Source organism: Streptomyces sp. CBMA152 (assembly GCF_014596475.1).
In the GTDB taxonomy this organism is placed as follows: Bacteria; Actinomycetota; Actinomycetes; order Streptomycetales; family Streptomycetaceae; genus Streptomyces.
Genome location: NZ_MECJ01000033.1, coordinates 49,039 through 61,230, shown reverse-complemented (window position 1 = coordinate 61,230; position 12,192 = coordinate 49,039). Strand labels below are relative to the sequence as shown.

11 protein-coding genes are annotated in these 12,192 nt (G+C 70.8%); 3 read left to right on the top strand and 8 right to left on the bottom strand.

The features are described from left to right. Positions 1-32: 32 nt before the first annotated feature. On the top strand, positions 33-527 hold the full coding sequence (locus tag BG418_RS33285) for a GNAT family N-acetyltransferase (protein WP_188277788.1): 495 nt from the start codon (positions 33-35) through the stop codon (positions 525-527). A gap of 49 nt (positions 528-576) precedes the next feature. Beyond that, the gene (locus BG418_RS33280) at positions 577-1,647 is read left to right on the top strand and encodes a PP2C family protein-serine/threonine phosphatase (protein WP_188277787.1); all 1,071 of its coding nucleotides are present in this window, start codon (positions 577-579) and stop codon (positions 1,645-1,647) included. Positions 1,648-1,657: 10 nt separating this feature from the next. Here the strand turns inward: BG418_RS33280 and BG418_RS33275 are convergent, their stop codons facing one another. Together BG418_RS33275 and BG418_RS33270 are read right to left on the bottom strand one after the other, a co-directional pair. Beyond that, entirely contained in the window at positions 1,658-2,179 is a 522-nt protein-coding gene (locus BG418_RS33275; RefSeq protein WP_188277786.1) for a DUF4240 domain-containing protein, read from the bottom strand. 109 nt (positions 2,180-2,288) lie between these two features. Further along, positions 2,289-3,134 (bottom strand): winged helix-turn-helix domain-containing protein, encoded by an 846-nt coding sequence (locus BG418_RS33270; protein ID WP_188277785.1) that lies wholly within the window; start codon positions 3,132-3,134, stop codon positions 2,289-2,291. A 257-nt stretch (positions 3,135-3,391) separates the two neighbouring features. On the opposite strand from BG418_RS33270, the gene BG418_RS33265 reads away from it, so the two are divergent. Further along, positions 3,392-3,610 (top strand): hypothetical protein, encoded by a 219-nt coding sequence (locus BG418_RS33265; RefSeq protein WP_188277784.1) that lies wholly within the window; start codon positions 3,392-3,394, stop codon positions 3,608-3,610. Between the two features lie 66 nt (positions 3,611-3,676). Here the strand turns inward: BG418_RS33265 and BG418_RS40670 are convergent, their stop codons facing one another. The 6 genes from BG418_RS40670 to BG418_RS33235 all read right to left on the bottom strand — a co-directional run bounded on the left by BG418_RS40670 (position 3,677) and on the right by BG418_RS33235 (position 12,109). After that, positions 3,677-4,576, bottom strand: a complete 900-nt coding sequence (locus tag BG418_RS40670; protein WP_317453844.1) for a winged helix-turn-helix domain-containing protein — start codon at positions 4,574-4,576, stop codon at positions 3,677-3,679. 148 nt (positions 4,577-4,724) lie between these two features. Next, the gene (gene aceE / locus BG418_RS33255; RefSeq protein WP_188277783.1) at positions 4,725-7,424 is read right to left on the bottom strand and encodes a pyruvate dehydrogenase (acetyl-transferring), homodimeric type; all 2,700 of its coding nucleotides are present in this window, start codon (positions 7,422-7,424) and stop codon (positions 4,725-4,727) included. 539 nt (positions 7,425-7,963) lie between these two features. Continuing rightward, positions 7,964-8,587 carry a GntR family transcriptional regulator gene (locus BG418_RS33250; RefSeq protein ID WP_188277782.1) on the bottom strand — a complete coding sequence of 208 codons (624 nt, stop codon included), beginning with the start codon at positions 8,585-8,587 and terminating at the stop codon, positions 7,964-7,966. A gap of 108 nt (positions 8,588-8,695) precedes the next feature. Beyond that, positions 8,696-9,931 carry a 2-oxoglutarate dehydrogenase, E2 component, dihydrolipoamide succinyltransferase gene (gene sucB / locus BG418_RS33245; RefSeq protein WP_188277781.1) on the bottom strand — a complete coding sequence of 412 codons (1,236 nt, stop codon included), beginning with the start codon at positions 9,929-9,931 and terminating at the stop codon, positions 8,696-8,698. Positions 9,932-10,226: 295 nt separating this feature from the next. Continuing rightward, a complete protein-coding gene (locus BG418_RS33240) occupies positions 10,227-11,375 on the bottom strand; it encodes an ATP-binding protein (RefSeq protein WP_223185809.1) in 1,149 nt (382 codons plus the stop codon). Beyond that, positions 11,372-12,109: a response regulator transcription factor gene (locus BG418_RS33235; RefSeq protein WP_067163879.1), complete on the bottom strand. Its 738-nt coding sequence runs from the start codon at positions 12,107-12,109 to the stop codon at positions 11,372-11,374. The genes BG418_RS33240 and BG418_RS33235 overlap by 4 nt, the downstream gene beginning before the upstream one ends. Positions 12,110-12,192 lie beyond the last annotated feature (83 nt).

The following is a 12,192-nucleotide window of genomic DNA, read 5'->3' as shown; positions in this document are numbered from 1 at the left end:
TCCCCGCCCGTCGATCCTGGCACAGTGGCCCCATGTCCGAGCCGTTCATACGCAGCGCACGAACCGCCGACGAAACCGCTCTCGCCGCACTCGACCGGGCCGCCTGGTCGCCGCTGCACTCCGTGCAGCCCCGGCCGGAGCCACCGTACGAGCCGTTCTTCGACGCCCGGCATCCGCCCGAGGACTACCTGGTGGCCGAGCTCGACGGCCGTGTCGCCGGATATCTGCGCCTCGCGCGGGCCACCCCGCTCCTCTGCAACAGCCATGTCCGCCAGATCCAGGGCCTCGCCGTCGCCGACCGGGCGCGCGGGCGGGGACTCGCCCGGGCGCTGCTGCGCGCGGCCGGTACCGAGTCCCGCCGCCAGGGCGCGCGCCGCCTCACCCTGCGCGTCCTCGGCCACAACACCCCGGCCCGCAAGCTCTACGAGTCGGAGGGCTTCGCGGTCGAGGGCGTGCTGCCCGGCGAGTTCTTCCTGGACGGCGAGTACGTCGACGACGTGCTGATGGGGCGCTCGCTCACGGAGTGACGTAGAAAGGGAGGTAACGGCATAGATCGGGCGTCTGAGGAGCTTCGCGATGGCGGACGAGGGCGCGTCCGGACTGCTGCCGGTCGCGCCCCGGCCCCTGTGGCAGCGGGCGGTCCCGGTGGTGGTCCTCGCCGGGATCACGGCCGCCCAGCTCGGCACCCCCAACGGGGTCGAGCTCGGCTACTTCCTCGCGGCCGTGCCACCGCTCGCCGCCTTCGCCTACGGCCCGATCGGCACCGTCGTCCTTGCCGCCATTACTTTCGCCGGTGTCCTGCTGCCGCACACCCGTGACTGGTATCCGCAGGGCGGTGACATCCTCACCATCGCGGTCGTCGTGGCCTTCAGCATCGTCGTCGCCTGGGTCCGCCAGCGCCGCGACCACCAGCTGGTGACGGTCCGCACGGTCGCCGAGGCCGCCCAGCTCGCGGTGCTCCCGCCACTGCCGGACGCCGTGGGTCCGGTGCGCTGCGCCGGTCTCTACCAGCCCGCCCAGGGCGGCACTCTGGTGGGCGGCGACTTCTACGACGTACGCGAGGGGCCGTACGGCGTACGGGCGGTGGTCGCCGACGTCCAGGGGCACGGGCTCGCGGCGGTCGGCACGGTGGCCGCGCTGCTCGGTGCCTTCCGCGAGGCCGTGCTCGACGAGCCCACGCTGCGGGCCGTCGCCGCCCGCCTCGACCGCCGCCTGGTCGTGGACGCCGCCTCCGACGGGCACGGCGAGCTGTTCGCCACCGCGCTGCTCCTGGAGTTCCCGCCGCACGGCGGCGTCGTCCGCGTGGTGAGCTGCGGCCATCCACCGGCGCTGCTGCTGCGCGGGGGCGCCGCCGACGAGCTGGCCGCCGAGCCCGCGCCGCCGCTCGGCCTGGGCCTGGCGGGCCTCGAACCGCCCGGGGAGACGAGCGTGGACCTCGCGCCGGGCGACCGGATCCTCGCGTACACCGACGGCGTGACCGAGGCCCGCGACCGGGCCGGGGTCTTCTATCCGCTCGCCGACCGGCTGACCGCGCTGGCCCCGCGCGACGGGCTCGTGGCGCTCACCGAGGCGGTACGCGACGACCTCGCGCGATACGCCGGGCGAGCGAACGACGACGTGGCGCTGCTGGCCCTGGCCCTGCGCTGACCACCAGCGGCTACGGCGTGCCGAATCGTTCCCACAGCCGGGGGAACCGTTCCGCCAGCGCGCTGTCGTCCTCGAAGTCGATCGGGGTGCCCAGCGGCTCGGTGGGCTGCGGCGGGATGCCCAGGTCCGGCGCGACGACCCCGGTCAGCTGCTCGTACGCCTCGTCCGCCGCGTACCCCAGGTCCTCGCCGTCACCGTCGATCTCCTCGTCGAACTCGTCGAGGAGGGAGGCCAGCGCGTCCGGGTCGTGCAGTGAGCCCTCGAAGACCTCTCGGCCCTGGCCGATCAGCCAGCAGCGGAAGTAGTCGAACGCGTCGTCGCTGGCCCCGCCGAGCAGCACGGCGGCCGCGCCCCACAGATCCCAGGCGTAGGCGCGGTTGTAGCGGGCCTCGAAGTGCCGCGCGAAGTCGAGGACGGAATCCGGGTCGAGCTGCACCAGCCGCTCGACCAGCAGCTCGGCATGGTCTTCGGGGTCGCCCTCGGCGTCCGCACGGGTGCTGTCGATCAGCTCCCAGAATTCCGTCTCGTCCATCACGGGATCCAGCATCGTGGCTCGCGGGGGGCCGCGCACGCGGAGCCGTACAAATCAGCCCTTCGGGCGGCTGAAACGGATCACTCGCCCCACCGGCCCCGCCACCCGCTCAATCGCCCAGCGGCAGCGGCTCGGCGATGTTCTCCCAGCGGGACTCGAACCACACCTTTATCTGCTCGAAGCGGGCCCGCTCCAGGGCGCTCGACCCGTTGGCGTCCAGCGGCGAGGGGAAGAGCGCGTCGCTGTGCAGCTCCAGTACGTCGATGGCGGCGCCGTCCGGGTTGTTGTGCATCCGGGTCTCGCGCAGCCGGTAGTAGCCGGTGATCATCTCGGCGTCGTTGATGATGTACCGCTTCTCGCCGGGAATCGTCGGCAGCCCCCGGATCTCCACCGACACCCGTTCCACCAGACGCTCCTCGGCCAGCAGGGTGAGCGAGTGCTCAAGCGCTCCCGCGTACGTACGGATCACATGGCGCAGCCGCAGCAGCGGCCGGATGTCGTCGGGGTCGCCGACCGCGCGCGGAAACGGGTGCCGGGTGGTCAGATCGGGCAGCAGCACCCGCACCCGGATCGAGTCGGGGCTGGGCCTGCGCCCCTGCCGGATCGCCTCGGCCTCGTTCTGCACGGCCCGGGACAGCTGCTCGGTGTCGAGCGACCACACGTCGAGCGAGACCCGGCGGGCCGAGAAGGCGCGTTCGATGTAGTACGCCAATGGCTGGAGGTTGGCCATCTGATTGGCAACCCGGGCCGCCCGCCCCGGCACGCCCTCGTCGATCAGCCCCTCGTCGCGCAGCACCTGAAGCGCGCTCTGCACGGTGCCCCGCCCCACCCCGTAACGCCGCTGCAACTGCTGCTGCTTGGGCAGCAGATCGCCCGGGTTCAGCCGGCCGTCGCGGATCTGTCGGCGCAGATCGTCGGCGACCGAGCGGTAGCGGGGGTGCTCGGGGATCTCCACGTCGCGAGGCTACAACTCCCGGTCGGTCAGGGACAGAGACCTGCGTCCACCGGTCAACTGCCGTACTTGACCGGATGGTTGACCGGTTGGGGACGGGCGATGCCCGGGCGACCGGCCCAGGTTGACCGATGTGCAGCCAGTGCGGCGCCGATGGCCGCCATTGGGTCCGGGTAGGAGAAGGGAACAGATTCTCTCGGCCAATGGGCCGCCAATCGCACAGATTGCGGCCGCTTCGGGCCAAGACCGGAGGAGGTGCCATGGGGGCGACCCGAGTGGAGATCTTTTGGGAACTGCTGTCGCACGCGGGGCTGTTGACGTCGGCGCTGGGTCCGGCGGGGTTGGTCGGAGCGGTGCTGGGGGTGCTGCTGGTGAAGGAGTCGGGCACCCCGGCCAAGCCGAAGGAGCCGCGATCGTCGGGGACGCTGCTGTGTGTAGCGGCGGTAGTGGTTGTACTACTGATGGCAGCAGCACGCTGAGTGGGTCACTTGAGGGGCGCGGGGAACTGCGCGACCAGCCACATACGGCCCGCACATGTCATACGGTCAACCGCTGTCCAGCGGCCGCGCAATCGTGTCCCACAGCGAGTCGAACCACAGCTGGGTCTGCTGGACGTACGCACCCGTCACATGGTCACCATCAACCGCGGTGTGCCGGAAGAGCATGCCCTCCACGCCGAGCATGTCGTAGATCTCGATCGGGTCCCGGTCGAGGTCGACGGTGCGCGACTGGACTTGGTAGTGACCGGCAAGAACCTCCTCGCCGTTGAGGATGTACACCTTCTGGGTCGGGGTGATGGAGACCTTCCGCGCCTCGACCGATACATCCGGGATCAGCCCGCGCACCTTGAGCATCCGCAGCGAGTGCCGTAGCGAGCCGTAAATATGGGCGGTCGCCTCGCGCAGCCGCTCGCGCGGGCGGCTGTTCTCCGGGTCGTCGACGACGGCCGGGAGCGCGAGCGGCGCCTCCGCGTCCGGCAGCAGCACGCGCACCGCGACCCGGCCCGGCCGGGGACCCCCGGCGCCGACCGCGACCAACGGGCCTGCCAGGGCGGATGCCAGCGTCTCGCCGTTGAGGCAGTACGCGTCGATCGTGACCTCGTCCTGGTGGAAGTACTGCGCGACGCGCTCGCCGAGGAAGATGCCGGCCGGGCGGGGCGAATGGCGGCGCGTCCCGGGCACGGTGTGTCCCACCGTCGCGAGGGGCCGCGACACCGTCGGGGGAGTGCCCTGCTGGGCCCGTTTGATCAGGCCCTCCTGCTCAAGCAGGACGAGCGCGCCGCGCACCGCGCCGCGCGAGACGTCGTACCGCTCGCAGAGCTCGGCCTGGGTGGGGATCCGGGCGCCGACGCGCAGGCCGCCGCCCAGGATGTGCTCGCGCAGGCCGTCCGCGACCACATCCCGCGGACGCCGCTGTCCGCCGGGTGACGCGCTGTCTCCAGACACGCCTCCACTCTACAACGGCCTGCCAATGAAGGAGAGTTGTCTGCCGAAGCCTGCCATTGGGCGCACCGGGTGCGGGAGTTCGGAGGGTGGATACGCGAGTGCCCTCCTCTCCGTACGTACGGAGAGGAGGGCACTCGGTGCGTCGGGCTTACAGCCCGTAGCGCTCGCGGGCTTCCTTCACGGACGAGGCCTTGACCTCGCCGCGGCGGGCCAGCTGGGCCAGGGCGGCGACGACGATCGACTGGGCGTCGACGCCGAAGTGGCGGCGGGCCGCGTCACGGGTGTCGGAGAGGCCGAACCCGTCGGCGCCGAGCGAGGAGTAGTCCTGCTCGACCCACTGCGCGATCTGGTCCGGGACCTGGCGCATGTAGTCGCTGACCGCGAGGACGGGGCCCTCGGCACCGGCCAGCGCCTGGCGTACGTACGGCACGCGCTCCTCGCCGCGCAGCAGCGCGGCGTCCGCCTCCAGGGCGTCGCGGCGCAGCTCGGTCCAGGAGGTCGCGGACCACACATCGGCGGCCACGCCCCACTCCTCGGCGAGCAGCTTCTGGGCCTCAAGGGTCCAGTGGATCGCGGTGCCGGAGCCGAGCAGCTGGATGCGCGCGGGGTTGGCGCCGGCCACGTTCAGCCCGGCCGACTCGGCCGTGTTGAAGCGGTAGAGGCCCTTGACGATGCCCTCGTCGATCCCGGCCGGCTTGGCGGGCTGCGGCATGGGCTCGTTGTAGACGGTGAGGTAGTAGAAGACGTTCTGGTCCTCGCCCGGGGCCGCCTCGCCGTACATCCGGCGCAGACCGTCCTTGACGATGGTGCCGATCTCGTACGCGAACGCCGGGTCGTACGTCAGCGCCGCCGGGTTGGTCGCGGCGATCACCGGCGAGTGGCCGTCGGCGTGCTGCAGGCCCTCACCGGTCAGGGTCGTACGACCGGCGGTGGCGCCCACCAGGAAGCCGCGGCCCAGCTGGTCGCCGAGCTGCCACATCTGGTCGGCGGTGCGCTGCCAGCCGAACATCGAGTAGAAGATGTAGAACGGGATCATCGCTTCGCCGTGCGTGGAGTACGCGCTGGAGGCGGCGATGAAGTCGGCCATCGAACCGGCCTCGGTGATCCCCTCGTTGAGGATCTGGCCGTCCTTGGCCTCGCGGTAGTACATCAGCTGGTCGCGGTCGACCGGCTCGTACGTCTGGCCCTTCGGCGAGTAGATGCCGAGCGAGGGGAACAGCGACTCCATACCGAACGTACGGGCCTCGTCCGGGACGATCGGGACCCAGCGCTTGCCGGTCTCCTTGTCGCGGATGAGGTCCTTGACGAGCCGCACGAACGCCATGGTGGTGGCCATGGACTGGTTGCCGGAGCCCTTGTCGAAGGCGGCGAACGCCTTGTCGGCCGGGGCGGGCAGCGGAGCGAGCGCGTGGGTGCGGCGGGCCGGGGCGGGACCACCGAGGGCGGCGCGCCGCTCCTGGAGGTAGCGGACCTCGGCGGAGTCGGCACCGGGGTGGCCATAAGGCACGACGCCGTCAACGAACTGAGAGTCGGAGATAGGCAGGTCCAGCAGATCCCGCATGTTCTTGAACTCGTCGTTGGAGAGCTTCTTCATCTGGTGGTTCGCGTTCTTGGACGCGAAGCCCTCACCGAGGGTGAAGCCCTTGACGGTCTGCGCCAGGATGACGCTGGGCGCGCCCTTGAATTCGAGGGCGGCCTTGTACGCGGCGTACACCTTGCGGGGCTCGTGACCACCGCGCGAGAGGTGGAAGCACTCAAGGATCTTGTCGTCGGAGAGCAGCTTCGCCATCTCGACGAGGGCCGCGTCCTTGCCGAAGAAGTCCTCGCGGATGTAGGCGGCGTCGCGGGTCTGGTACGTCTGGACCTGCGCGTCCGGGACCTCGCGCAGGCGCCGGACGAGGGCGCCGGTGGTGTCGAGCGCGAACAGCTCGTCCCAGGCGCCGCCCCACAGCGACTTCACGACGTTCCAGCCGGCACCGCGGAACTGGGCCTCCAGCTCCTGCACGATCTTGAAGTTGGCGCGGACCGGACCGTCGAGGCGCTGCAGGTTGCAGTTGATGACGAAGGTCAGGTTGTCCAGGCCCTCACGCGCGGCGAGCGCGAGTGCGGCGGTCGACTCGGGCTCGTCCATCTCGCCGTCACCGAGGAAGGCCCAGACGTGGGACGCCGAGACGTCCTTGATCTTCCGGTTGGTGAGATACCGGTTGAACCGAGCCTGGTAAATGGCGGAGAGCGGACCGAGACCCATGGAGACGGTCGGGAACTCCCACAGCCAGGGGAGGCGACGGGGGTGCGGGTAGGAGGGCAGGCCGTTGCCGCCGGACTCCTGCCGGAAGTTGTCGAGGTGGGTCTCGTTGAGTCGGCCGTCGAGGAAGGCGCGGGCGTAGATGCCGGGGGAGGCGTGGCCCTGGATGTAGAGCTGGTCCCCGGACCCGTCTGCTTCCTTGCCACGGAAGAAGTGGTTGAAGCCGGTCTCGTAAAGCCAGGCGGCGGAGGCGAAGGTGGCTATGTGGCCGCCGACGCCGTGCTTGGAGCCGCGGGTGACCATGGCGGCGGCGTTCCACCGGTTCCAGGCCGTGATCCGGCGCTCCATCTCCTCGTCACCGTCGATGACGGGCTCGGCGGAGCTGGGGATGGTGTTGACGTAGTCCGTCTCCAGCAGCTTGGGCAGGGCCAGGCCCGCACCCTCGGCGTGCTGGAGCGTGCGGCGCATCAGATACGCGGCCCGGTGCGGGCCGGCGGCCTTGGCGACGGCATCGAGGGAGGCCGCCCACTCGGCGGTCTCCTCGGTGTCACGGTCCGGGAGCTGGTCGAGCTCGCTCGGAAACTTGGCTACGGGGTCGGTCATGATCGCCGCCTTCCGGACTGGAGGGGGGTGGAGAAAAAGGGGCCTTGTCTGGCAGGACAGGGCGGTGGACCGGGTAAGTCCGCCGTTGACTGTAAGCCGACGATCGATGATCGATCAAAGTGTTGAGCGAAAAACTTCGCGAGAACGGGAAAGTCGGCACAGGGTGCCGCGGAATGGGGCACGGGGTGCCTTGTTTTCGCAGGTGGGGTGGGGTGCGGATGAGCGGGGGTGCCGGAGTATGAGCGGGTCCCACCCCCTCCGTCCCTACACCGATCCGGGGCTGCGCCCCGGGCCCCTCGGTCGGCTGCGGGCCGGTGGGGGCTGGTCGCGCAGTTCCCCGCGCCCCTAGGAGGGCCCGAAGGGCCCATTTAAGGGGCGCGGGGAACTGCGCGAGCAACCCAGCACGATCCGCAGCCGAAGCGGGGTGCAGGGGCGCAGCCCCGCCCGGGGGTCCGGGGGCTTCGCCCCCGGGTAACCCTCCTCCGCCCCCACCCACCCCCGGAGGGTTTAGGGAAGGGGTGGGGTGGGGCCAGGACCGGCTAGGCCCGGGGCGCGCAGCCCAGGACGTGGGACTTGACCAGGGTGCCGATGCGCGGATCGTGGCGGCGGAAGGCCTCCACCAGCTCCTGGTGCTCCTCCGCGTAGGACTTCTGCACCGTCCCCAGCCACCGGATGGACAGCGCGGTGAAGACCTCGATCCCCAGGCCCTCCCACGTGTGCAGCAGCACACTGTTGCCCGCAGCACGGACCAGTTCACGGTGGAACCCCACCGTGTGCCGCACCTGCGCCGTCCCGTCCGCCACCGCATCCGCCTCGTACAGCGCCGCCACATGCGGCTCAAGCGCCGAGCAGTCGGCGGCCAGCCGGTCCGCCGCCAGCTCGGCGGCGATCTGCTCCAGACCGGCCCGTACGGGGTAGCTCTCCTCCAGGTCGGCAGCGGTCAAGTTCCGTACGCGTACACCCTTGTTGGGCGCCGACTCGATCAGCCGCAGCGACTCCAGCTCCCGCAGCGCCTCCCGCACGGGAGTCTGGCTGACCTGGAGCTCCACCGCGATCCGCCGCTCCACGATCCGCTCACCCGGCTTCCAGCGGCCACTGACGATCCCCTCCACGATGTGCTCGCGGATCTGCTCGCGCAGCGAGTGGACGACGGGCGGGGTCATGACGGGCTCCTTCACGCGAGCGGTGACCTCTAGACAATACGGCGGCGCCCCCACCAGGAATCACTCCGGGCGGGGGCGCCTTCGTCACAGACCGTACGGCCGCGCGCCTTACAGGCCGAGCTCGACCTCGAACTCGCCGGCCTCCAGGATCGCCTTGACGGCCGTCAGGTAACGGGCCGCGTCGGCGCCGTCGACCAGGCGGTGGTCGTAGGAGAGCGACAGGTACGTCATGTCACGGACGCCGATGACCGTGCCCTCGGCCGTCTCGATGACCGCCGGGCGCTTGACCGTGGCGCCGATGCCCAGGATCGCGACCTGGTTCGGGGGCACGATGACCGTGTCGAACAGCGCACCGCGCGAGCCGGTGTTGCTGATCGTGAAGGTCGCGCCGGACAGCTCGTCCGGGGTGATCTTGTTGGCGCGGACCTTGCCGGCCAGCTCGGCGGTCGCCTTCGAGATACCGGCGAGGTTCAGGTCGCCCGCACCCTTGATGACCGGCGTCATCAGACCCTTCTCGGAGTCCACGGCGATGCCGATGTTCTCCGAGTCGAAGTACGTGATGGTGCCCTCGTCCTCGTTGATCCGGGCGTTGACGACCGGGTGGGCCTTCAGCGCCTGGGCCGCCGCCTTGACGAAGAACGGCATCGGGGAGAGCTTGACGCCCTCGCGGGCGGCGAAGGAGTCCTTCGCGGCCGCGCGCAGCTTCATCAGCTTGGTGATGTCGACCTCGACGACCGAGGTCAGCTGGGCCTGCGTGTGCAGCGCCTTCATCATGTTGTCGCCGATGACCTTGCGCATGCGGGTCATCTTGACCGTCTGGCCGCGCAGCGGGGACGCCTCCAGGGAGGGGGCGGCCTTCGCGGCGGGGGCGGCGGCCGCGACCGGCGCCGGGGCGACGGCCTTGGCGGCCTCGGCCGCGGCGATGACGTCCTGCTTGCGGATACGGCCACCGACGCCGGTGCCCTTGACCGCGCCCAGGTCCACACCGGACTCGGAGGCGAGCTTGCGGACCAGCGGCGTGACGTACGCGCCGTCGTCACCGGAGGTGGCGACCGGGGCCGGAGCCGGGGTGGCCGGAGCGGCCACCGGGGGGGCTACCGCAGCCCCCGCGGCTGCGGCGGGAGCACTTCCCGCGACGGGCTTGTCCGCCGTACCGGGCGTACCCGGCTTGTAGTCGGCGAAGAAGTCCCACCAGGCACGGTCGACCGAATTGGGGTCCTGGAGGTACTGCTGGTAGATCTCGTCGACGAGCCACTCATTGGCACCGAAGCCGGCTGCAGGGTTCTTGCCCTGCCCGTCTTGGTCGGTCGAGACGCTCGAATTACTGGGGGACTGAGACGACACGGCGGCAACCGCCCTCTTCCGCTTCACAAGGTGATGGACAGCGGAAATAAAGGCTACGCCTCCCTGGCCTGGAGGTGCAGACCGGGCGTGCCACAGTCGCGTAAGTCACACCGGAAAGCGTGTTTCGGGGCAGGATTTGGCGGGAAACAGATCGGGTTCCGCTCGTGAGTGGGTACGCCACAGCGCGGTTGCGGCCCTCGTAGGACCACATCCCTTGCCCACTCACACCCCGCTTACAGCGGCTCCACTGGAGCGGCTGCGCCGCGCGAATGTCTGCTTCCGGTTCGAGACTACGTCAATTCGCCGGTCGGGTGACGCCCGGAAGGGTGACCTGGATGCGGCATCCGCGTGATGATTCGGCCACGCCGATGTGACCGCCGTGCAGATCCACCGCCCAGCGGGCGATCGCCAGGCCCAGGCCCGTACCGCCGTCGCTGCCCGGCCCGTGCGGCGCCGAGGCGTCGCCCCGGTTGAACCGCTCGAAGACCCGGTGCCACTCCGACTTCGGGATGCCCGGACCCTCGTCCAGGACCTCCAGGTCCAGCGACTCCGGCTGCGGGCCGCGCCGGGCCCGTACCGTGACGCGGCCGTGCGGCGGGGAGTGCTTGACCGCGTTGTCGATGAGGTTGGCGACCACCTGGTGCAGCCGCTCCCGGTCCGCGTGCGCGGTCAGCTCCGGCGGCGAGACGTCCAGATGCAGATGCACGTCCGTACGGGTGTGATTGCCCGAGCCGGACGAGAGCCCGCGCCGGGAGGCGGCCAGATTGGCCTCCTTGAGCACCCCGGACAGATACGGCCAGACCTCGAAGCGGTGCGCCCGCAGCGGTACGACGCCGTGGTCGAGCCGCGAGAGGTCAAGCAGCGTCTCCACCAGGCGGCCGAGCCGCTCGGTCTGCTTCAGCGCCGTGCGCATCGTCTCTGGGTCGGCGGCCGAGACGCCGTCCACGACGTTCTCCAGGACCGCCCGCAGCGCCGCGATGGGCGTACGCAGCTCGTGCGAGACATTCGCCACGAGTTCCTTGCGGTGGCGGTCCACCGCCTCCAGGTCCTCGGCCATGCGGTTGATGGTGGAGGCGAGGTCGCCGAGCTCGTCGCGGCGGTCGGCGCCGCGCACCCGGCGGGTGTAGTCGCCGTGCGAGATGGACCGGGCGACGGTGTTCATCTCGTCCAGCGGCGCGGTCAGCCCGTGCGCCACGAACTGGGTGATCAGCAGCGTCGCGATCACCGAGAAGACGGTGATGAACCGCAGCTCGGTGCGGGTCTGCACGGCCACCATCAGCAGACCGGTGGTGATGAAGACCGAGACCACGACGAGCGTGCCCAGCTTGGTCTTGATCGAGACCGAGATGTAGCGCAGCCGGCTCAGCAGGCCGCCGCGAACCGGGGCGCGCGGCCCGTTCCTACGGGTCCGCCCGCTCACCGCTCCGGCCGCCGCCCGGCTCATGGCGCCGGGGTCTCCAGCGCGTATCCGACGCCATGGACCGTGCGGATGCGCTCGGCCCCGATCTTGCGTCGCAGCGCCTTGATGTGGCTGTCCACGGTCCGGGTGCCCGAGGCGTCCGCCCAGTCCCAGACCTCGGCGAGCAGCTGCTCGCGCGAGAGCACCGCGCGCGGGGTGTTCGCCAGGCAGCTCAGCAGGTCGAACTCGGTGGGCGTGAGGTGGACGTCCTCGCCGCGCACCCGTACCCGTCGCTGAGCGTGGTCGATCTCCAGCTCGCCCAGGCGCAGGATGCCCGTGCGCGGGGTCGCGGCGGCCAGCGTGGCCCGCTCGACCCGCCGCAGCAGCACGTGCACCCGCGCCGCCAGCTCCCGCATGGAGAACGGCTTGGTCATGTAGTCGTCCGCGCCGACGCCGAGCCCGACCAGCATGTCCGTCTCGTCGTCGCGGGCCGTCAGCATCAGCACCGGGACCGGCCGGCGGGCCTGGACCCGGCGGCAGACCTCCAGGCCGTCGAAGCCCGGCAGCATGATGTCCAGGACCATCAGGTCCGGCTGCCAGGCCTCGGCCGTGTCGACGGCGGCAGGGCCGTCGAGGGCCGTCTGGACCTGGAAGCCCTCGGCTCTCAGCCGCGCCGCGATGGCGTCGACGATCGTCGTGTCGTCCTCGACGACCAGCACCCGGCGCTGGGCGCCGGGGGTGGCCGCTACGCCGTTGTGGGTGGTGTGTGCCTGCTCCATCGCCCCGCCCTGATATTGCTTCCGGGGATCAGTGGGGTGATCCCCTGTGTCGGTCAGAGACTAGAGGCACCGGCCGCGTCCCG